The organism is Luteitalea pratensis, from assembly GCF_001618865.1.
In the GTDB taxonomy this organism is placed as follows: Bacteria; Acidobacteriota; Vicinamibacteria; order Vicinamibacterales; family Vicinamibacteraceae; genus Luteitalea; species Luteitalea pratensis.
On sequence record NZ_CP015136.1, the window covers coordinates 3,661,885 to 3,682,878 of the forward strand.

Genomic DNA, 20,994 nt, shown 5'->3' on the forward strand with positions numbered 1-20,994 from the left:
ACGTATTTCCCAGCGTCAACCAGCCGTGCCGTTTCAGCGGTTGTCTGCGGTGACCTCCGCCGAGAGCAGGGATTGGGCAGAACGGACGAGTTGTCTCCCGGACGCTAACAGCCCGGCCTTGGGAGTGCGTCAGGCGGTCACGAGTGTTCGCAATTGCTGCCACGTTGCCGTGGCAGCGAGTTTGCACCGGTGCCCGGCATGGCGATGATTCGCAGGCTTTCGCAGCGGTCGGCCAAGGTGGTGCTGACGATCGCGATCGGATCAGGCAGCGTCGCGGCATTCCAGCTCGTCTCCGTCAAGGACGAGATCGCCATCGGTCAGCAGGCGCAGCAGGAACTCCGGCGCGAGACCCCACAGGTGGGTGACGCGCGGGTTCGGCAGTACGTCAGCGACCTCGGCATCCAGCTGGCGCAGCACGCGTCAGGCGCGCACTACCCGTACAGCTTCTCGACCGCCGACTACGCCGAACTGAACGCGTTCGCACTCCCCGGCGGCCCGGTCTGGGTCCATCGGGGCATCCTCTCCGCGGCCGACAACGAATCACAGGTCGCCGGTGTCATCGCGCACGAGATCGCGCACATTGCCGAGCGCCACGCGGCGCGTCAGATCACCAAGGGCACCGTCGCCAACGGCCTGCTGGGCCTGCTGGGTGCCATGCTGGGCAACGACGGCGCGGGCGCGGCCGCGGCGCAGATGGCCGCCGGCCTCACCGCCAACAGCGTCATGCTGAAATTCTCGAGAGACGACGAGCGCGCGGCCGATCGCGTCGGCGTCGACATCCTGGCGCGGGCCGGGTACGACACGCACGGTCTCGTCGAGTTCATGCGCGTCCTCGGTGCGCAGCAGGGCCGCTCGCCGGGTTCGGTGGAGCAGTTCCTCTCGACCCATCCGGCCCCGGTAAGCCGCGTCCGTGACCTCGAACAACTGGTAGCCGCCAATCCTGGCGGCGGGCGACGCACCAGCGCGCAGTTCGCCGACGTCAAGCGCCGCCTCGCGCAGCTGCCCCGGGCGCACGCGATGCCGCGGAGTTAGCGCGCGGTGGTCAAAGACGCGGCGCGCGCGTCGGTAATGCCGCAATGCCGCGAATGCCGGGAATTGTCGAAAAAAGGCGCCGACGAATCACGATTCCCGACTCCCGATCCGCGCCATCGGACGGCTACAATCAGGAGACGTAGGCGTCGAGCTTGCTCGACGCGTGGCCACGCCCTCGGGCGACGCTGCCCGCCCTCGGCGACTCCCGACTCCCGTCTGCCGACTCCCGACTCCCGACCGCGCCCTCTACCGATACACGTTCAGGAACGCGGTGATCACCACGTTGTTGACCACGTCGATGAAGAACGCGCCCACCATCGGCACCACGAGGAAGGCACGCGGCGCAACGCCGTATCGCTCGGTCAGGGCCTCCATGTTGGCCATCGCGTTGGCAGTCGTGCCGAGCATGAAGCCGATGAAGCCGCTCGCCATCACCGCGGCATCGTAGTCGCGGCCCATGAGCCGGAAGATCACCGGCGGCGCGATCACGGCGACGAATACGATCTGCACGACGAGCAGTGCGGCGAGAGGCAGCGCCAGGCCCGCGAGTTGCCACAGCTTCAGCGTCATCAGCGCGATGACGATGAAGAAGGCAAGCGCGACCGTGCCGAGGTCGTCGATGACGGCCTGCGAGATCCCGAGCCAGCCGGTGAGTTCGTCGATGTTGCGGAGCACGATCGCGGCGAGCATTGCGCCGATGTAGCGGGGGAGGACGACGCCCTGGGCGGTGAGCCAGTCGCTGATGCCCGCGCCCACCCACATCGCAAGCAGCAACAGGGCCGTCGCCTTCATCAGCGCGTACGCTTCGCGATCCTCACCGCGGGGCGGCGTCGCCGTCCCCGGCAATTCCGACTCCACGACATGCTGGGCGACGGTGGCCGATGCGTGGGTCGTCGTGGCCGCCGTGCCGCGATGCACGCGCCGCTCGATGAGCCAGGTACCCACCGGACCGCCGATCAGTCCACCCGAGACGATGCCGGCCATCGCCGCGGCCACGGCGATCGTCTCGGCACCGGTGACCCCGGCCTGCTCGAAGAACGGTGCGAACGCGAGGCCGGTGGCTGGCCCTCCCGCGAGGGTGACCGATCCCGCGAGCACACCGAACAGCGGTGGCTGCCCGAGCAACCGCGCGACGATCACGCCGAGCACGTTCTGCAGCACGGTGAACACCGAGGAGGCGGCCAGGAACAGCACCACGAGTGGTCCGCCACGGCGCAGCAGCCCGAGGCTGGCGCCGAATCCGACACTCGTGAAGAACGCGATCATCAAGGGATCGCGCCACGTCGTGTCGAACGCGAACGGCACCCGGCCGCGCACGTGACCGATGGTCATCACCAGCGACACGATCAGGCCGCCGATTACGGGTGCGGGGATGTTCAAGCGTGCGAGCCAACCCAGGCGTTGCCGGATCGCGTAACCGGCAAAGAGCACGACGCCGGCGAAAGCCAGCGTATGGATGGCGTTGATTGCGAACACGCGGCGATGATACACAACCGTTCGAAGCGCTCCGATGTCACAGCCACTCGCCTCACCACCGTCGCGGCCACGCAGCCGGCCTCACGCGTTCCGTCAGCGCCAGGTTCCACGTCGGTGGCGCAAGATGCAGCGCCAGCGCCGCCCTCGCGGCGCTCCGTGGCTCAGCACGCGCATCCGTCTTCTGGTATGGCTCTGGCAGCCGTGGGCCCTGCTCGGTGGGTGGTTCCTCGTCGCCGACCGCTACTACTGGGCGGCCGGGATGCTGGCGATGACTTTCGTGGCGTACGTGTTGCGGCCCGCCGAACGGCCACCGCAACTCGGGCTCGATCACACCGACCCCGCCGGCTCGCCGCCGTTCCTCGACACGATGGCCGGGCTGACCGGCGCCGGCTTCCTGCCGGGTAACGCCGTCGACATCCTCAGCAACGGCGAGCAATTCTACCCGTCGATGCTCGCGGCGATCGGCGCCGCGCGCGAGTCGATCTGCATCGAGCAGTACATCTTCTGGGCGGGCCGGACCGGCGACGAGTTCTGTGACGCGCTCTGCGAGCGCGCGCGGGCCGGCGTACCCGTCAAGATCCTGCTCGATTCCGTTGGTTCGGCGAGCATCGGCGAGTCGATCTACACGCGGTTGACCGATGCCGGATGCGAGGTGGCGTGGTATGCGCCGATCCGCTGGTACACGGTCGGCCGCTTCAACAACCGCACGCACCGCAAGACACTGGTCGTCGATGGCGTCGTCGGCTTCACCGGCGGCGCCGGCATCGCCGATCACTGGCGCGGCAATGCGACGCCGCCCGACGAGTGGCGCGACGTGATGTTCCGCATCCGCGGCCCCGCGGTCGCGCCGCTGCTGTCCGGCTTTGCGCAGAACTGGCTGCGCACGACCGGGGAGATTATCCAGGGCGCGGAGTTCTTCCCGTCGATCGAGGCATCAGGACCCCTGGCGCTCCAGGTGATCCACAGTTCGCCCGACGCCGGTTCGTCATCGGCGCGGTTGATGTACTACCTGGCGATCGTGTCCGCGCGCCGGAAGATCGACATCGTCAATCCCTACTTCGTGCCTGACGAGACGGCGATCGACACCCTCGTCGAGGCGGTGGCGCGTGGAGTCCACGTGCGCGTGCTGATCACCGGACGGCGTACTGACAACTGGCTGGCGCGCCAGAACAGCCGCCGCCTGTATGGCGTGTTACTGGACGGCGGCGTGAAGCTGTACGAGTATCACCACTCGATGCTTCACGAGAAGGCAATGCTGGTCGATGGCTGCTGGTGTACCGTGGGCACCAGCAACTTCGACAACCGATCCTTTGCGCACAACGAAGAAACCAGCCTCTGCCTATGCGACACCAGGTTCGCAGCCGCGATGACGGCGTTGTTCGAGGAGGATCTCGCGGCCAGCCAGCCCGTGCTCCGCGAGGACTGGCAGCAGCGCGGATGGCTGACGCGCGGCCAGGAGCTCGTCGCCTCCCTGCTGAAGGAGCAGGTGTGACGCGGATCGCGCAGCTGTCGCTGCCCTGGCGCGAATGCGGCGATGTCGCGCCTGACACGAGCCAACCCCCGGTGCCGCCGCCAGCTGCGCCGGGAACGCTCTTCGTGCGCAACGGCCGCGCCCGGCGGTACATCCTGCGCGTGCTGCCCGATGCCACCGTGCGGGTGACGATCCCGCGGCACGGATCGCGCCGTGAGGCGGAGGCGTTCGTCCGGACACGCACGCGATGGATTGCCGAGCGCCGCCAGGAACTGGAAGTCCGACGCCGTGACACGCGGTGGCGGGCCGGACAACACGTCTGGTGGCGCGGTGCGCTATGCCGCGTCGAGGTGCTCGCCTCGTCCGGATCGCAGGTGACGGTCCGCTGCGGCGATCTCGCGGCCACGTGTGGCCTGCGGGAGGACTACCGCGGCGTGCTCGAACCGCTGATGCGCGCATGTTCGGCGAGGGAGTTGCCGCCACGCCTGCTCGCGCTTGCGGCGGGCCATGGCCTCGCGGTCACGCGCGTCACGGTACGAAGCCAGCGTTCGCGTTGGGGATCGTGCTCGCGTGAGGGCAATATCGCGCTGAACTGGCGCTTGTTGCAGATGCCTCACACGGTCTCCGACTACGTGCTGCTGCACGAGTTGATGCACCTGCGTCAGCCGAATCACTCACCGAGGTTCTGGGCGGAGGTCGAGGCCGTGTGTCCCGATTACGCGAGTGCGCGGGCCTGGCTACGTGCCGAAGGCCCGGCGCTCTGCTGATGGTGTCGCGACCGCCCGACGAACCGCCGTTCATCGACAGCACGGCCGCGCTGGCCTCGCTGTACCAGGCGCCGTTTACGGAGTTCATCGTGCGCCGCTCGACGCTGGCGTCGCAGTTGAAACGCAGCGGCCACAAGGATGTCGCGGCTCGCATTGCCGCGGCTACCAAGCCCTCACGCGCAGCCTACCTCGTCAACCAGGTGTTCTGGCGGGCGCAACCGGTTTACGACGCCGTACTCGACGCGGGCACCGCGGCTCGGGCCGCACAACAGGCGCGACTGCTCGGCGATGCCGCCACCGACGTCGGCGAGACGTTGCGCGTGCGTGACGATGCGGTGGCCCGGGCGGTGGAGCAGGCCGAACGCGTCGCCGACGACGAGGGACAGCACGGCAGCGATGCCATCCTCGCGCAGGTGCGTGCCACGTTCGAGGCCCTGGCCGCGCACGGCCGCGAGGCGCGACTTTCACACGGGCAGCTCACCACCGACGTCGAACTTCCCGGCCTGGCAGCGTTTGCGGGCTTGATCCTGCCGACGTCGTCAGCGGCGCCAGTCCGCCGCTTCGAGGTGGTCGCCCGCCGCCCGGAAGCCACAAGCGATCCAGAACCCCCTCCGGCGGCGCCCGACCCTCGCGTCGTCGAAGCCGCAGCGCTCCTGGAGGCGCTAGGAGAGCGCCATGCGGCAGCTGCCAATCGCGTCGAGGAGTTGCGACAGACGACGGCGGCGGCCGAGGAGGTAGCCAGCGAAGCGGAGCGTGCCGCAGCGGAAGCGACGCGGTCGGCAACCGACGCACGCAAGGCCGCAGAACGTGCCGCGGTGAGCCGGCTCTCGGCCGAACAGGATCTCGCGCGTCTCGGTGAGGAACGAGCGGCGGCCGAGGCTCGCCTCCGCGAGTTGGAAGGCGACGCGCCGTCAGCACCGACGCCGACGCCGGCACCGGGCAAGGGCCACGGCCGGGCCACCGGGCGCCACCCCCGCCGCTGACGCGTACGGCGGCGTTCGGCCCGGCTCGGCAGTCCGCCGGCGGTGTTCAGCGTTCGGCGTTCAGCGTTCGGCGTTCCCTTGACGGCCGTCACGTCCCTTCGGGGCGCCAGTCACAGCCGTCGAGTACCCGCGCCGCGCCGGCGACCAACTGGAGAAGGCGAGAGGCGTCCTCGTCGACCTCGTGCGCGCTGCAGGCGCGGGCCCACACATCGCGATCCAGCAGGTGCAAGACGATCCAGTCCGCCGCGCGGATCGCTGAGGTCAATCGCCCCAAGGTGACGGTCGACGAGCCGTCTACCGCCGTCGCCTGCAGCGCGAGTGCCGTCAGGACATAGGCATATACGAGAGAGGCCGCGACCGATCGCAGCCCCGTGCCCTGGTAGGCCACCCAGGAACCGACCAGGCGGGTTGCGAGGTAACGGCCCAGCGCAGCATCCGCCTGCCTTCTGCTGATCGACTCTCCCGCCATCGAGGCGTCGGTGAGCCCCGCCGGCCATGCGGAGGGGCGCCATTCGCCCGGTACGCCTGACAACAGGGGCAACAACACTCGAGACCGCAACGCGTCAGGTGCCGCGCTGATTCGCAGCGCGCGGTTCGGATCGGGATGTCGCCACGGGCGGCTGACGAGAACGTCGAGGGAGCCCTCCGACTGCCGCCAAATGCGAAGCACGTCGGTCCAGCACAGTGCGCTTGCCAGCATCGTCGAGAGCGAAGCCATTCCCGCGCAGGCTGGGCCCAGGAAGTCCGTCAGTCCCCGTGCCTCCCATGCTGTGTAGGCGCCGTGGCCGGCCAGCACACCCGGACGGAGCAGCGGTGGCCAGGCCTCGCGAGCGTCGAGCGCCTCGAGATGGACCCGCCGGTCTGCACATATATGGTCGAACGATAGAAAAACGTCGGGACCGTCGTTCTGCCCAGGTGGTGAATCCTGGACGATCATCCGCGCAGCTGTGCCACACCACGCCGACAAGGACATGTGCCAGCCGCGAGCGTCGACGAGCAACAACCTGGGAAATTGTCGGCAACTGTATGGCAGTGCGTCACTTCCGAGTGTCGTTTCGATAGCGCAACCGCCGCAGGCGGCCCGCGGCGCGTGGAAGACGCACTCCCTTGAGGGTGTGTGGCCTAAAACACTCTCCCGGATCCACGGCGTTGTCCCCGCCAAGTGCAACGCGCCATCTGCCTCTGCCCGTCTAAGTAGCTCGAGCGGTGCGTTCTCGACGGGAATAGGCCATCCAGCCCGGCAGCAACTGCCGGTGTGGCCACAGGCATAGGACGACAGCCCTCGCAGTGTGCGAATGCGTGCGCCGGCGGGAGGAGCAGTGGGCAGCGACATGGACCCTATCGGCCTCGGCTCGCGTCCAAAAAGTACTGGTTAACTAGCGGGGGGTGCGCCTGCACGCCCCTGCATCCTGTCACGTTCTCGGCGTCCGTGCGTCCGCGCAATGGAGGCCGCCTGGACCTTCCCGGGTCGGCGCCCGGAGGAGTTGGTTCGATGAAATGCTCGCTCGTCCGTAGTGTGTCCCAGAGGACCGCGTTGGTCGCTGTCTTGTGCCTCATCGGCGGGACGGGCGGCGCCGAGGCTGGGTTCATCACGTTCGAGGCGGCGGGGCCCGACCCTGCCTCCATCACTCCTGCCCGCGATGCCTTCCGCGCCGCCGTCGGCGGCGGCAGCCTCGCGGGCGCAAATGGATCGTTTGGGGGCCTGCGTCGCGAGATCAACTGGGATGGCGTGCCGGCGATGTTCTCGGACCCGAGCGGCCTTCCCGGGGACTTCTTCAACGTCAACTCGCCGCGCGGCGCCGTGTTCAGCACGCCAGGAACGGCTTTCATGGTCAGCGCCAATGCCGGTGGCGCAGCTCCGACGCTCTTCGGTTTCCCGGACGACTTCGAGGCCTTCAGCGCGCAGAAGATCTTCACCGCAGTCAACAGTCCGATCACTGACGTGCTGTTCTTCGTGCCCGGCACCACCAACGCAGCGACGACCAACGCCTTCGGGGTGGTCTTTGTCGACGTCGAGGCTGCCAACGTCACGAAGCTGGAGTTCTTCGATGTGTCGAACAACCTGATCTACACGCGCAATGCGCTGGTATCAGGCAATCAGGGTCTGACATTCCTCGGCGCCGCCGCGACCGCCGGTGAACGCATCGGCCGGGTGCGAATCACAGCCGGCGCCAACACCTTCGTCTCCAACGGCGTGCTCGGCAACCTGGACGACGAGATCGTCGTGATGGACGACTTCCTGTATGGGGAGCCGGTGGGACGGGCGGCGGTGCCGGAGCCAGGACTCACGAGCCTCGTGGTGCTCGGTGGCATCGGCGCGCTGAGGCGCTGGCGGCGCAGCCGTCAGGGGGCCTGACGAGGAAAATCAGGAAGCTGGTGCCCGCTCTCGGACTCGAACCGAGATGCCCGTGAGGGCGGGGGATTTTGAGTCCCCTGCGTCTGCCATTTCGCCAAGCGGGCGCCGGCGCAGTCTACCAAATCGGGCCGGACCGCGGTGCCGCGGTCCGCACCCTCACTGCTTTGGCGAATTGGCGCCAACGGTCCACAGGTACAGCGTCCGGCTGGTCCCATTGCCGTCGGTGAATGTTTCGACCTTGTCGGGCGGCCAGTCGCCCATCCCGAACTGATGCGAGACGATGCGGGCCCCGGGCTTGAGCTGCGAGAGCAGCCGCGGGCGCAGTTTGACGTTCGAGGACGACAGCAGGTACAGGGTCACCACGGTCGCCTGCGAGATGTCCGCCTGCAGTGCGTCCTGCTGACGGAACTCGACCAGGGATTCGACGCCGGCCTGCTTCGCGTTGGCGCGTCCCTCCGCGATTCGGGCCGGATCGATGTCGACCCCGATACCGCGCGCCCCGAACTGCTTGGCGGCGGTCACGACCATGCGCCCGTCGCCCGACCCGAGATCGATGACGACATCGTTCTTGCCGACACCAGCGAGACCGAGCATGCGCTCGACGACGTCCTGCGGGGTCGGCACGTAGGGCGCCAGGCTCGCCTGTGGCGCGGTGGCGACATTGGCCGGCCCGGCCGCCTGGGAAACGGCCGATCCCACCAACAGCACAGCTGTCATCAGGCCGACCGGCCCGACAATCCGCCAGAGTCCTTGCTTCATCCCGGTAGCTCCCTTGCGGGCAGGGGTGAAACATCCCTGCCGATGACTTTTCGACGACTTTTGCCAGGACGCGGTTTGCCAGCGTCGGGATCTCCCGGGTGTCCGGCAAAGTGCGGTATACTGACACGGTTTCTAAGACCTAATCGCTGGAAAGCGCTACCTGTGCAACCATCCGGAGAGAGGGGTGCCCGTGACATTTCAGGTCGGTGACAAGGTCATCTACCCGAATCATGGACTCGGTGTCGTTGAACGTATCGAGACCAAGACGATTCTGGGAACTGTGTGCGATTTCTATCAATTGCGCATGGTGGCAAACGAGACGACGGTGCTAGTGCCCGTCAACAATGTCGACAGCGTCGGCCTGCGCCGCGCGGTGTGTGACGAAGAAATCAAGCGACTGTACGGGCTGCTCTCCGATGGCAACATCGATAGCCACCAGAATTGGAAAGGGCGCTTCAAGGACAACTCGGACCGGATGCGCACGGGCTCCATCTACGACGTCGTCGAGGTCCTCAAGAGCCTCTGTTACCTCAGCAAGTCGAAGAACCTCTCCTTCCGCGAGAAGCGCATGCTCGACCGCGCCCGCTTCCTCGTAATTTCCGAAATTTCTGAAGTGACGCACCAGCCCATGGCTGGAGTGGAAGTGATGGTCGACGAAGCGCTTTGCAAGTGCTTCAAGACCAAGGACGACAGTGTGCCCGCGCGTCGCCCCGTGGTTGCCGCCATCGCTGCCAGCGTGACGGCCCCCAAGGTCACCACCGCGACCAGGGCCACGGCGCGTCGCGCCTTGACCAGCAATTAGGGTTCGCTGCCAGCAGCGTCGAAGAAACCGCTGAAGAGCCCGGCGACCGAGAGGTTGCCGGGCTCTTTCGCGTATAGTGCCCTGCGTCGCTCGGCTGGCGAGCGCCCGTCCTGTGTCCACGCTGATCACCGCCGTTCGAAGCCTGGTGGCGTATGTGTTCGTGATTGCCTACCTGGTGATCATCGGCGCACCGGCCCTCCTGATCGGAATCGCCACCAACACGCACAGGCACCTCATCGTGCTCGCCGTCGCCTGCATCCGCATCGCCCTGGGCATTCTCGGGATACGGGTCATGGTGGCGGGGGGTGAGCACATCCAGCGCGGGCGCGCGGCCCTCTACGCGGTCAACCACGCCAGCAACGTCGAACCGCCGATCATCTTCGCGGTCCTGCGGGAACTCACCCCACGGCTCAAGGTGGTCTACAAGGCCGTGCTTCGGAAGCTGCCGATTCTCGGGCGCGGCTTCGACGCCGTCGGCTTCGTACCCATCGAACGCGAGAACCGGGAACGCGCGACCCAGGCGATCGACCAGGCCGCACGCAGCGTGCAGTCCGGCAACTCGCTCCTGATGTTCCCCGAAGGCACGCGCAGCCGGACCGGCGAACTGCTCCCGTTCAAGAAAGGGGCGTTCGTCCTCGCCATCAAGGTCCAGGCGCCGGTCGTGCCGACTGCGATCTTCGGCGCGGCCAGGGCGATGCGCCCGGGCAGCCCGCTCATCTGGCCGACGACGGTGCGCGTGCATTTTGGCGCGCCAGTCGAGACGGCGGGTCTCGAACTCGCCGACCGCGACACTCTCGCCCAGCGGGTTCGAGGTGAAGTAGCGCATTTGCTCGACGACGCGGCGCGCGCCGACGGCGGGACTTCAGGTAGCCTGTAGCCTGGAGGTGTCGCCACGCTGGCGGCCGACGCACTGACTATGGACCTTCTCCTGACGCTCGGGCGGACGCTCGGCTTCTCCATGGCTGCCGGCGTCAATCTCTACGCCACGGTCGGCATCCTGGGGCTCGCCTCGCGCTACGGATGGGTGTCCCTGCCCGAACAGTTCAAGGTCTTCGATCACGACGTCGTGATTTATTCCGCGCTGGCGTTGTTTGTCATCGAGTTCGTGGCCGACAAGATCCCGTGGATCGACACCCTCTGGGATGGCGTGCACACCGCCATTCGCCCCCTCGGCGGGGCGCTCATCGCCGTCAGCACGCTCGGTGAGGCATCGCCGGCGCTGCAGGGCCTCGTCGCCCTGCTCGGCGGCGGCCTTGCCGCGTCGAGTCACCTCACCAAGGCCGGCACACGTGTCACCGTCAACGCCAGCCCCGAGCCCTTCTCGAACTGGATGCTGAGCCTGTTCGAAGATGCCTTCGTGTTCGCGCTGGCAGGACTCGCGCTCAAGTTCCCGCTCATCGCGCTGGCCGTCGTGATCGTGGCGTTCGTGGTCTGCATCGCCGTCCTTACCTACGTCGTTCGCACGCTGCGCCGCGTGTTCGCGCGGCGCCGGCAGTCCCTGTTCGGCGAGCAGCCCGCCTGAGCCGTCGGCGGGCGGTCAGCCACCGACGGTGAAGCGCAACTCGAAGGGCGCGAGGGGCTGGCTGTCGAAGGCCGTGATGCCTGGCGCCAGCCTGATGATCACGGTGCGGAACCGCTCGAACGGCGCCGAGAACTTCAACTCCAGCGTTCGTCGGCCCTGGTCGTAGTTGGCGACGAAGGGCGGTGTACTAGCCGGCGGGATGCCACGTTCCGCCGCCTCGCGCGCGTCGTAGGCCGCCATCACGTTGCCCTTGAAGGACTGCGGCGTCATGTCGCGCGAGAACTGCAGGCGGACGCGGGCATCAGCCGTGACGTCCACCTCTCCGGCTGTTGGCGTGGAGAAGATGACCTGTGGTGGCGGTGCAGGGGGCGCCACTTCCGTGGTCTCGACGGGTGTGGTGTCCGACACCGGCTGCGTGGTGCGGATGGCGATGGCCTCGATCCAGACGAGGCCCTTGCTGGTGTGGACGTCACCCTGGACCTCGAGCCATCGTCCCGTGTCGACGCGCGCGTCGACGTTCAGATCGAAGCCCTGCCCCTTCGGTCGTCGGCCCACGACCCAGAGACTCGCGTCGGCCAGCTGGATCACGAAGTCGAACTTGCTGCGCGCTGGGCTCGCCGGCTGATCCCCGAAGAGGTTGCGGCCCCGGAATCGACCACTGACGGTCACCGACTGTCCGTCGAACCGCAGCGGGTCGAGCGCGAGGCCGCGCACCGATGGTGCGGTGAATGGCTCGGCCTTCCTGACCTCGTTCACGACGATCACCAGCAACTCGCCCTGCGCCGGCCATTCACGCTGAAGGACCTTCTGGGACAAGGCTGCGAGGCCGTACGTCGAGACCCGCTGGTCGTCGTGGGTGAGGCGGCCGACGTCGATGAACGTTCCCGCTACCTCGACGTCGCCCGTCACCTGGGCAGTCGCGGCATCGCCAACGGCGAGCAGGCGTGTCTCCCCACTGAGCAGGGCGGTGCCCACCTGGTCGGTGACCAGCTTGGCACGGACCCTGACCGCCTGGAGGTGGTAGAACCCGGCGTACGCCGTCAGGGCACCGAGGGTGGTCGCCTTGCGCCCTGAGGCGCCCTCGGCGCGTATCTGCGACGAGGCGGGCGACACGCCCGACAGCAGGGCGAGGACGAGGAGTATCAGGCTACGGACCAACATATGTGAGTAACGACGCCTCCCGAGGCCCCTCAGTTGACGCGCCGGCGTCCGACCCGGGCCAGGATCACCCCCAGCATCAGGAAGACGGCCAGCCCGATGACGTGCCCGGCGACGCCCTCGTGCAGCGCCGGAATGCGGCCGAGGCTCTCCTGGGCATCCTCGACCCGCAGGCTCGCTGGCATGTATTCCCGCGAGCCGTACAGGACCGCGTACGCGATGCCGGCGATCGACCCGCCGGCGATAAGCCCGGAACTGAAGAGCGTGCCGGCACTCACTTCGGATTGCTCATGGTGCCCGGTCGCGCGCTCGACCAGCCAGCGCACGACCCCGCCCACGAAGATCGGGGCAGTCGTGGCGATCGGAAGATACGCCCCGACGGCGAACGACAACGATCGCACGCCGCACAGTTCCATCGTCACGGCGATGAAGACGCCGGTGAGCACCAATCCCCAGGGCAGATTCTGACTGAGGAGGCCACGGATGATGGTCGACATCAGTGTCGCCTGCGGCGCGGGCAGGGCGTTGGAGCCGATCACCATCACCTTGTGCAGGTACAGCGTCGTCAGTCCGATGATGAGAGCCGAGACGAGCACGCCGACCAGGAGGCCGACCTGCTGGTGCCGCGGCGTGGCGCCGACGATGAAGCCGGTCTTGAGATCCTGCGAGGTCGCACCGGCGTTGGCGGCCGCGATGCAGACCACGGCGCCGACGGTCAGGGCGATCGGCGCGTAGACGTCGCCGGTCCAGCCGATGGCCACGAAGATCGTGCACGTCAGGATGAGGGTGGCGATGGTCATGCCCGACACCGGGCTGGAGGAACTGCCGATCAGGCCGACGATGCGCGAGGCGACCGTCACGAAGAAGAACCCGAAGACGACGACGAGCAGGGCGGCGAGCGGATTGCCCTGTGTCGGCATGCCGGGGGCGACCGCCAGGAACACGCCCAGCAACAGGGTGCCACCCAGGACGATGCCGATGGGGAGGTCGCGCTCGGTGCGCAGTGGCGCGTGTCCGGCGCTCTCGGCGCGGAAGTCCTTCAGGCTGTCGCGGAACGATCCGACGATTGTCGGGATCGTCCGGGCCAGCGTGATCAGGCCCGCCGCGAGCACCGCGCCAGCGCCGATGTACCGGATGTACTGACTCCAGATCTGCCCGGGCGCCATGTCGATGATGCGCAAGCCATCGGGTGGCGCCGGCGGAAAGGGCGTCGGCATGTACGCACCGACGATGGTCAGCAGGGGCAGCAACACCAGCCACGACAGCACGCCGCCTGCGACCATCTCGCCGGCGATACGTGGCCCGATCACGTACCCCACGCCCATGTACTCGGGCGAGATGTCGACGTTGAGCGTGGCGTTGGGAAACGCACTGGTCTTCGGCGTGGTGTAGCCCACCTCGGTGCGCACGATCTGGAAGATCCACGGCAGCGCCTTGAAGAGCGCGCCGATGCCGAGCCCCTGGAAAACCAGCGTCGCCAGTTGTCCACCCCGTTCGCCGGCGATCAGCACGTCGGCGCACGCAGCGCCTTCCGGATACGGCAGGACGCCGTGTTCCTTGACGATGAGGGCCCGCCGGAGTGGCACCATCAGCAGCACGCCGAGGATGCCACCGGCAAACGCGAGGACCGTGATCTGGAAGTAGTTGAAGTACGCCGGGCCGTGGGGCGTGAGGAAGATGAGGGCCGGGATCGTGAACACCACGCCCGCGGCGACCGACTCTCCCGCCGAACCGATGGTCTGGACGATGTTGTTCTCGAGGATCGTTGAGCCGCCGAAACGCTTCAGCACGGAGATCGCGAGCACCGCGATCGGGATCGATGCACTGACCGTCAGTCCGGCGCGCAGCCCCAGGTACACGGTGGACGCCCCGAACAGGAGTCCGAACAGCGCCCCGAGCAGGACCGCCCGGGCGGTGAACTCGGGCGGCGCCTGGTCCGGAGGCACGAACGGCGTGAACGAAGGCTGAGCCATTGGGGAGCTATAGCAGATCGAGGGACAGGGGAATAGGAAGAAGTCGGTTTCCCTTGTCCCTTGGACTGTGTTCTCATCGTCCGCGTGGCCGAGCCTGAGCGCGACCGGACTGGCGGAGACCAGGTGTCGGAGCTCACGACGGCCAGGCTGTCGGTGTACCTGCGGTGTCTCGAGTCGCTGGACGCAAGCGGCGTCAACACCGTCTCGTCGCAGGGCCTGGCCACCCAGTTTCAGCTCAATGCGGCGCAAATCCGCAAGGATCTCGCGCACTTCGGCGAGTTCGGGATCCGCGGCGTGGGGTACTACGTCAAGGACCTCAAGCGTCACCTGCGGCAGATCCTCGGGCTCGACCGCAGCATCAAGGTGGTCATCATCGGTGCCGGCAACCTCGGCGTCGCACTCGCCGACTATGCGGGCTTCCGCCTGGACGGATTCGACGTGGTCGCCCTGCTCGACACGGCACGCGAGAAGGTCGGACAGTACTCGCGCAGTGGCGTGCCGATTCGCCATGCGCGTGAACTGGAACGACTGGTCGAGCGCGAGAAGATCGACATCGCCGTCGTGACCGTGCCGCCCGACGCCGCGCAGGAAACGGTGGACGGCGTAGTCGCAGCGGGCATTCGTGCCATCCTGAACTTCTCGCCGGTCAGCCCGCGGGTGCCGCCGCACGTGAAGCTGAAGAACATGGACCTCACCATCACGTTCGAAAGCCTGTCGTTCTTCCTCGCCAATGGCCACGTCGACCCGTAAGCGGCCGCGCTCGTCCGGCCTCACGCACGCCGACGCGCAGGGGCGTGTGCGGATGGTCGACGTGTCCGACAAGGCCGTGACCTCGCGCATGGCAGTGGCGACCGGATTCGTCCGCGTGTCGGCCGCCGCGCGTCGTCTCGTGCGCGCCGGCGCGGTGAAGAAGGGCGATCCGCTTCAGGCCGCGCGGCTGGCCGGAATCATGGCCGCCAAGGGGACGGCGACGCTGATCCCCTTGTGCCACCCGTTGTCGCTGACCGGGGTGCTGGTGGACGTCGAACTGGCACGGGGCGGCATCGCGATCACGGCCACGGTGAAGACCTCCGGTCAGACCGGCGTCGAGATGGAGGCACTGACCGCAGTGGCCGTCGCGGGGCTCACGGTCTACGACATGCTCAAGGCCGTGGACAAGTCCATGGTCATCGAACAGATCGTCCTGGTCGAGAAGCGGGGCGGGCGTAGCGGCGACGTGGTCAGGCGATCCTGATGTACGGTACTCGCGTCCCCGGTACCCGACACCCGGCACCCGCGTGAGACCTTCGATGCCTACCGCCGTCGCATCCCAACGTCGTCCATACCGCTTCCCGCCCGCCGTGACGTCGCGGCTCCGTTCACTTGCGCAACTGCCCGCCGATCTGTTGCGCGAGCACCCGCGCCCCGACCTTTTGCAACAGTGCACGTCGGCCGGGTTGCGGCCGTGCGCCACTGACGCATTCGTCGAGCGGGTGCGGGCGACAGGGTTGGCGCTGGCGGACATGGGGCTGCAGCCCGGCGACCGCGTCGCGATCATGTCCGAGACGCGCCAGGAGTGGATCGTCGCCGACATGGGCATCGTGACCGCGCGGCTGGTGACGGCGCCGATCTATCCGACGCTCTCCGGGCTGCAGGCGCGGTTCATCCTGCAGGACTCCGGGGCGCGTGGCGTCTTCGTCTCCGACGTGGCGCAGGCCGAGAAGATCCTGGCGGTCCGGCATCTGTTACCGGCGCTGGAATTCATCGTCGTGTTCACCGACGAAGTGCCGCCGGCGGCTGTACGTGGCAGCCACACCGTGCTGCGCCTCGAAGGCCTGATCGAGCGTGGCCGCGCCCTTGCGAGCGACCCATTGGCCGTGGCCCGCTACGAGGCAGGGATCGATGCCGTGGCGCCCGACGACCTGTTCACGATCATCTACACGTCCGGGACGACAGGCGAGCCCAAGGGCGTGATGCTGACGCACGACAACGTCTTGTCGAACATCGCGGCCGTGATCCCGGTGCTCGAACTCGACAGCGGTGACGTCGCGCTCAGCTACCTCCCGCTGAGCCACGTCTTCGAGCGCATGGTGACGTACCTCTACCTGTACGAGGGCCTCACGGTGTGTCACGCCGAGTCGCTGGACACGCTCGCGCGCGATCTCCAGCTGGTGCAACCAACCGTGATGACCGGGGTGCCGCGTGTCTACGAGAAGCTGCACACGAAGATCCACGAGACCGTGGCCGCCGGTCCCGCCTTCCGGCGACGCCTGTTCGACTGGGCGGTCCGCATCGGCATCGACGCTTCGGCGGCGCGCCATGAGGGCCGCGCGCTGTCGCCGTTCCTGAAAATGCAGGAGGCCGTCGCCGACGGGCTGGTCGCCTCGAAGATCCGCGCGAAGGTTGGCGGACGACTGCGCCTCGCCGTGTCTGGAAGTGCGCCTCTGCCGGCGCACATCGCGCGCTTCTTCCACGCGGTCGGCGTACCGCTCATCGAAGGGTACGGGCTCACGGAGACATCGCCGGTCATCACGGTCAATCCGCGCGACCGGCCACGCTTCGGGAGCGTCGGCTGCGTCGTCGACGGCGTCGAGGTGGCGATCGCGGAGGACGGCGAGATCCTCACCCGCGGCCCGCACGTGATGAAGGGCTACTGGAACCGTCCCGACGAGACCGCTGCCGCGCTGAGCCAGGGCGGCTGGTTCCACACCGGCGACATCGGCACGCTCGGTGACGATGGCTTCCTCACGATTACGGATCGGAAGAAGGAACTGCTGGTCACGTCGGGTGGCAAGAAGATCGCACCGGCGCCCATCGAGGCGCTGCTCAAGCGCCACCCGCTGGTGGCCGAGGCGATGATCGTCGGCGAGGCGCGCAAGTTCCCGGCGGTGCTGATCGTGCCGAATTTCACTGCGCTCGAGCAACGGCTCAAGGTCCTCGGCCTGCCGTCCGGCTCTCGCGAAGAGCTGGTCACGCGCGAAGATGTCGTCTCGCTGTTCCATGAGGTCGTCGAGCCCCTGAACCGCGACCTGGCGCAGTTCGAGCGCCTGAAGAAGCTGGCGTTGCTGCCGGCGGAGTTCTCGATCGCGACGGGCGAACTGACGCCGACACTCAAGCTGCGGCGGCGCGTCGTCCTCGAGCGTTGGCATGGGGTGGTGGAACGGTTGTACGAGCAGGCGTGAGCTCCGCCTTCGCCGAGGCTTCGGCGGACAAAACGGGTGGAGTGATACCGGCCCTTCCTGAAGGAGACACAGCGACATGAGTGCCAGGGTGTACGAGGCCATCAACGATCAGGTCAACAACGAACTCTCGGCGTCGCACAGCTACCTGGCGATGTCCGGAGTGTGCGAGGAACTCAATTTCCCCGGAGCCGCACACTGGTTCCGCGTCCAGAGCGAGGAGGAGCGGGCGCACGCCCTGCGCCTGTTCGACTTCGTGCATGCCCGCAATCACGTGGTGTCGTTGCGCAAGATCCAGAACGAGACCACGCGTGCGACGGCGCTGGTCGAGGTGTTCCGCGCCTCGCTCGCGCAGGAGGAGCAGGTCAGCCAGCAGATTGACGCGCTCTACGACCTGGCGATGCAGGAGAAGGACTTTGCCGCGGTCGTCGAGATGCAATGGTTCGTCACCGAGCAGGTCGAGGAGGAGAAGTCGGCGCGCGACATCATCGCCAAGCTGGAGATGGCGGGCAACGACGCGCGCGCGCTGCTGGAGATCGACCGGGAACTCGGCGCGCGAGCGGGGATGCCTGGTGGTGCGGGACCGCGCGGTGGTCCGCCGGCGGCGCGGTAGCGAACCCGCGGTGAATGAACCGTCTCAAGTCTCAAGTCTCACGCAAGACGTGGGACCTGAGCCCTGAGCCCTGAGACCTGAGACCTGAGTTGACCGTCGGACGCGTGCCGACGGTCACCCGTTGGCCGCTAGTCGAAGATGCGGGCCTTGGGAAGTGGCCACCACCGCAGCTGGACCTTCCCGATGATGTACTTCTTGGGCACCGACCCCCAGTGCCGGCTGTCGGAACTGTTGTTCCGATGGTCGCCCATCACGAAGTAGTAGCCCTCGGGAATCTCCTGCGGGCCCCAATCGTCGTGGCCGCGGTACTCATTGGGAACGTAGTCGTCCTCGAGTTGCACGTCGTTCACGAAGACGCGTCCGTCGACGATGCGGACGCGGTCGTTCTCCTCGGCGATGACCCGCTTGACGAACGACTTGTCGGGGTCGACCGGGTACCAGAGCATCACGATGTCGCCCCGATGCGGCTCACCGAGCTTGTAGATGGCCTTGTTGACGATGAGGCGATCCTGGTCCGAGAGCGTGGGGGCCATGCTCAGGCCCTCGACCCGCGCCACCTGGAACCCGAACGTGACAATCAGCGTGGCGTAGACGGCCGCTGACGCCAGCGTCTTGAACCAGGTGAACAGTTCCTCGGCCGCTCGCAGCCACAACGAGGGGCGGCGCACCTCGGCCGTGGCGACCCGCAAGGCATCGTCAGCAGCCTGCGCAGAAACCGGCGCGACGACGGGGGTGAAGCCCGAGGGAGGGTTGGGGCCCACGACCGGGGAGAAGCCGGACGAGGCGACCTCCAGCCTCAGAGTTGCAGGTACTCCCGGAGCCGCTTGGTCTGGGCTCGACTGACCGGGATCTCCGTCGCCTTCGCGTCGCGCATCCTCAGGATGAAATTCCGGCTGAACCAGGGGACTATCTCCTTGATCTTGTTGATGTTGACGAGATACGAGCGATGCACGCGCCAGAACACGGCATGGTCCAGCTGCGCCTGCAACTCGTCGAGCGTCCGGTAATTGGACGTTCCCGTCACCTGACTGGCTACGACTGTGACCTCGTCCTCGTTCAGCGACGCGTAGATGAGATCTTCGGCCTGCACCAGCAATATCCGGTCGGCCACCTTGACGACCAGGGGTGACCGCCGCGTCTGCCGAGCCGACACCGCTTCCACGATCTGGGCGAGCGCCTGGGGCGAGACGACTCCCGCCCTGGCCAGCTCGAGCCGGCTCCTGGCGCGGCCGAGCGCCTGGTCCAGCCTGGCGGGATCGACCGGCTTGAGCAGGTAATCGACCGCATTCACCTGGAACGCATCCAGCGCGTATTGATCGAAGGCCGTCACGAAGACGATGTGCGGCTGGACCATCCGTTCAGCCACCTGTCGCGCCACTTCGAAGCCCGTGAGGCCCGGCATCTGGACGTCCAGGAACACCACGTCTGGTTCGAGGTCGTCGAGCAGTTCGAGGGCGGCCACGCCGTTGTCGGCCTGACCGATGACCTCCACGGCCTCCACCTGCGACAGGAGGTAGCAGAGCTCCTCCCGCGCCGGCTGCTCATCGTCCACGACCAGGGCGCTGATCTTCATGTTACGCGGTCCGCCGTTCCGGCAGCAGGAGATCCGGGATCTCGAGCCGCACCTGCGTGCCCTGTCCCGGAGCGCTCGTGATGGCCAGACGGCCCTGCGCGCCGTAGATGACGCGGAGCCGCTCGGAGACGTTCGCGAGCCCGATCCCGCCGTGCGGCAAGCGCGCGGGGCGGTCCTCGTCGATGCCGATCCCGTTGTCGATGACCTCGAGGACGGTCACCGTCCCCTGGCGCTGCGATCGAAGCGTAATCAGCCGTTCGCCCAGCTTGTCGGCGAGGCCGTGCTTGATCGAGTTCTCGACCAGGGGCTGCAGGATCATGCTCGGCACGACATGGTCGAGCGTGGCCGGATCGAGATCCTTGTCGACGCGCAGCGACGGCCCGAACCGCACGCATTCGATGTCGAGGTATTCGTCCACGGCCGTGAGTTCGTCGCGCAGCGAGACGAAGTGGTCATGCGCCCGCAGGCGGCGCCGGAGCAGGCCGGACAATCGGTTGATCAGCATGCGGGCCGTATCCGGCCGGGTGCGGATCAGCGAGGAGATGGACGTCAGCGTGTTGAACAGGAAGTGCGGGTTGATCTGGCTCGTGAGCGCCTCGATCCGCGCCTCGAGCAGCAGCGCTTCCTGCTCCTGCAATTTGTGCTCGACCCTGGCCAGGTTCCAGATCTTGATGGGGATGGCGACGGTCAGGGTCGTGGCGAGCAGCGTCAGCCCGAGCATACCGGCCGAGTTGGCCGGGAAGAAGAACAGGCGATCGGCGCCGTAGCGATGCCCAAGCACCTGCCGCAACACCTCGAGGGCAATCGGAGCGGCGATGAGCAGCATCTGCCAGTCGACGTCGAGGCGCCGGACCAGCTTCCAGAGATAGCGGAACAGGCCGGTGAGAACGAAGGGGGAGAAGTGCCAGATCGCGTCCTTGGGGCAGATTTCGCGCAATCCGCCGCCGGCAAAGCCGCACCCCACAAACAGCGGCAAGGCGATCCACTCACCGCCGGCCAGCGCCGTCAGCCCGACCATCGCGCCGACGATGGCGCCGGCGTAGGGACCGGCCACGAGGCCCGCCAGATACGCGCCCCCGAGTGACACGTCGGCCGCGGCGTATCCAAGCAGGAGCCGACTGCCGACGCCGGCGGCCAACGGCACCCCGAGGGCGCCGATGAACTTGACGCGTTCCGGCCAGTCGCGCCGCTCGGTCAGCAGCAGCGTCCGGAACCGCCGGAACCGCACCAGCATCGTCGACAGCGCCGCGATGCCGGCCAGCTGCACGATGAGCGTGACCAGCAGGTACTGCTCCGCGGAGAGGAATCTCGGCTCGTGGAGCACACGGCAGTGTAAACACAATCGGCCAAC

At 67.4% G+C, this 20,994-nt stretch carries 20 protein-coding genes and 1 tRNA gene; 12 read left to right on the forward strand and 9 right to left on the reverse strand.

The window, feature by feature from the left end; all coding sequences use genetic code 11:
- Window positions 1-153: 153 nt before the first annotated feature.
- Window positions 154-1,032, forward strand: coding sequence for a M48 family metallopeptidase (locus LuPra_RS14985; RefSeq protein WP_110171496.1), 879 nt, complete (start codon window positions 154-156; stop codon window positions 1,030-1,032).
- 246 nt (window positions 1,033-1,278) lie between these two features.
- Here the strand turns inward: LuPra_RS14985 and gltS are convergent, their stop codons facing one another.
- A complete protein-coding gene (gene gltS, locus LuPra_RS14990) occupies window positions 1,279-2,508 on the reverse strand; it encodes a sodium/glutamate symporter (protein WP_110174696.1) in 1,230 nt (409 codons plus the stop codon).
- Between the two features lie 124 nt (window positions 2,509-2,632).
- On the opposite strand from gltS, the gene LuPra_RS14995 reads away from it, so the two are divergent.
- Genes LuPra_RS14995 through LuPra_RS15005 form a run of 3 tightly spaced genes read left to right on the forward strand, consistent with a single transcriptional unit; the run spans window position 2,633 to window position 5,729 of the window.
- Window positions 2,633-4,000 carry a phospholipase D-like domain-containing protein gene (locus LuPra_RS14995; RefSeq protein WP_162271406.1) on the forward strand — a complete coding sequence of 456 codons (1,368 nt, stop codon included), beginning with the start codon at window positions 2,633-2,635 and terminating at the stop codon, window positions 3,998-4,000.
- Window positions 3,997-4,746, forward strand: coding sequence for a M48 family metallopeptidase (locus LuPra_RS15000; RefSeq protein WP_157899216.1), 750 nt, complete (start codon window positions 3,997-3,999; stop codon window positions 4,744-4,746). The genes LuPra_RS14995 and LuPra_RS15000 overlap by 4 nt, the downstream gene beginning before the upstream one ends.
- Window positions 4,746-5,729: a hypothetical protein gene (locus tag LuPra_RS15005; RefSeq protein WP_110171498.1), complete on the forward strand. Its 984-nt coding sequence runs from the start codon at window positions 4,746-4,748 to the stop codon at window positions 5,727-5,729. The genes LuPra_RS15000 and LuPra_RS15005 overlap by 1 nt, the downstream gene beginning before the upstream one ends.
- A gap of 88 nt (window positions 5,730-5,817) precedes the next feature.
- On the opposite strand, the gene LuPra_RS15010 is transcribed toward LuPra_RS15005, so the two are convergent.
- A complete protein-coding gene (locus LuPra_RS15010) occupies window positions 5,818-6,666 on the reverse strand; it encodes a hypothetical protein (RefSeq protein WP_110171499.1) in 849 nt (282 codons plus the stop codon).
- A gap of 555 nt (window positions 6,667-7,221) precedes the next feature.
- Between LuPra_RS15010 and LuPra_RS15015 the strand changes: the two genes are divergently transcribed.
- Window positions 7,222-8,085 carry a PEP-CTERM sorting domain-containing protein gene (locus LuPra_RS15015; RefSeq protein WP_157899217.1) on the forward strand — a complete coding sequence of 288 codons (864 nt, stop codon included), beginning with the start codon at window positions 7,222-7,224 and terminating at the stop codon, window positions 8,083-8,085.
- A gap of 18 nt (window positions 8,086-8,103) precedes the next feature.
- Here LuPra_RS15015 and LuPra_RS15020 read toward each other — a convergent pair.
- Window positions 8,104-8,189 (reverse strand) — tRNA-Leu (locus tag LuPra_RS15020).
- A 52-nt stretch (window positions 8,190-8,241) separates the two neighbouring features.
- Entirely contained in the window at window positions 8,242-8,844 is a 603-nt protein-coding gene (locus tag LuPra_RS15025) for an SAM-dependent methyltransferase (protein ID WP_110171501.1), read from the reverse strand.
- A gap of 190 nt (window positions 8,845-9,034) precedes the next feature.
- On the opposite strand from LuPra_RS15025, the gene LuPra_RS15030 reads away from it, so the two are divergent.
- The 3 genes from LuPra_RS15030 (at window position 9,035) to LuPra_RS15040 (ending at window position 11,168) form a co-directional block, all read left to right on the forward strand.
- Complete coding sequence (locus LuPra_RS15030) at window positions 9,035-9,646, forward strand: CarD family transcriptional regulator (RefSeq protein WP_157899218.1); 612 nt, start codon at window positions 9,035-9,037, stop codon at window positions 9,644-9,646.
- Window positions 9,647-9,758: 112 nt separating this feature from the next.
- Entirely contained in the window at window positions 9,759-10,523 is a 765-nt protein-coding gene (locus tag LuPra_RS15035; protein ID WP_110171503.1) for a lysophospholipid acyltransferase family protein, read from the forward strand.
- Between the two features lie 39 nt (window positions 10,524-10,562).
- On the forward strand, window positions 10,563-11,168 hold the full coding sequence (locus LuPra_RS15040) for a DUF4126 domain-containing protein (RefSeq protein ID WP_110171504.1): 606 nt from the start codon (window positions 10,563-10,565) through the stop codon (window positions 11,166-11,168).
- A 15-nt stretch (window positions 11,169-11,183) separates the two neighbouring features.
- Here the strand turns inward: LuPra_RS15040 and LuPra_RS15045 are convergent, their stop codons facing one another.
- Entirely contained in the window at window positions 11,184-12,329 is a 1,146-nt protein-coding gene (locus LuPra_RS15045) for an Ig-like domain-containing domain (protein ID WP_110171505.1), read from the reverse strand.
- A 29-nt stretch (window positions 12,330-12,358) separates the two neighbouring features.
- On the reverse strand, window positions 12,359-14,299 hold the full coding sequence (locus tag LuPra_RS15050) for an OPT family oligopeptide transporter (protein ID WP_110171506.1): 1,941 nt from the start codon (window positions 14,297-14,299) through the stop codon (window positions 12,359-12,361).
- An 84-nt stretch (window positions 14,300-14,383) separates the two neighbouring features.
- Here LuPra_RS15050 and LuPra_RS15055 point away from each other — a divergent pair, with 84 nt between their 5' ends.
- The 4 genes from LuPra_RS15055 to LuPra_RS15070 all read left to right on the forward strand — a co-directional run bounded on the left by LuPra_RS15055 (window position 14,384) and on the right by LuPra_RS15070 (window position 18,070).
- Complete coding sequence (locus tag LuPra_RS15055; protein WP_157899219.1) at window positions 14,384-15,049, forward strand: redox-sensing transcriptional repressor Rex; 666 nt, start codon at window positions 14,384-14,386, stop codon at window positions 15,047-15,049.
- Window positions 15,030-15,533 carry a cyclic pyranopterin monophosphate synthase MoaC gene (moaC, locus tag LuPra_RS15060; RefSeq protein ID WP_110171508.1) on the forward strand — a complete coding sequence of 168 codons (504 nt, stop codon included), beginning with the start codon at window positions 15,030-15,032 and terminating at the stop codon, window positions 15,531-15,533. The genes LuPra_RS15055 and moaC overlap by 20 nt, the downstream gene beginning before the upstream one ends.
- A gap of 55 nt (window positions 15,534-15,588) precedes the next feature.
- The gene (locus tag LuPra_RS15065) at window positions 15,589-17,460 is read left to right on the forward strand and encodes an AMP-dependent synthetase/ligase (RefSeq protein WP_110171509.1); all 1,872 of its coding nucleotides are present in this window, start codon (window positions 15,589-15,591) and stop codon (window positions 17,458-17,460) included.
- Window positions 17,461-17,536: 76 nt separating this feature from the next.
- Window positions 17,537-18,070 carry a ferritin gene (locus LuPra_RS15070; RefSeq protein WP_110171510.1) on the forward strand — a complete coding sequence of 178 codons (534 nt, stop codon included), beginning with the start codon at window positions 17,537-17,539 and terminating at the stop codon, window positions 18,068-18,070.
- 128 nt (window positions 18,071-18,198) lie between these two features.
- Here the strand turns inward: LuPra_RS15070 and lepB are convergent, their stop codons facing one another.
- From lepB to LuPra_RS15085, 3 genes are read right to left on the reverse strand one after another with little or no spacing between them, the layout of a single operon-like run.
- Complete coding sequence (gene lepB / locus LuPra_RS15075; RefSeq protein WP_157899220.1) at window positions 18,199-18,831, reverse strand: signal peptidase I; 633 nt, start codon at window positions 18,829-18,831, stop codon at window positions 18,199-18,201.
- A 35-nt stretch (window positions 18,832-18,866) separates the two neighbouring features.
- Window positions 18,867-19,643, reverse strand: coding sequence for a LytR/AlgR family response regulator transcription factor (locus LuPra_RS15080; RefSeq protein ID WP_110171512.1), 777 nt, complete (start codon window positions 19,641-19,643; stop codon window positions 18,867-18,869).
- 1 nt (window position 19,644) lies between these two features.
- Window positions 19,645-20,967 (reverse strand): sensor histidine kinase, encoded by a 1,323-nt coding sequence (locus LuPra_RS15085; RefSeq protein ID WP_110171513.1) that lies wholly within the window; start codon window positions 20,965-20,967, stop codon window positions 19,645-19,647.
- Between the last annotated feature and the right edge of the window lie 27 nt (window positions 20,968-20,994).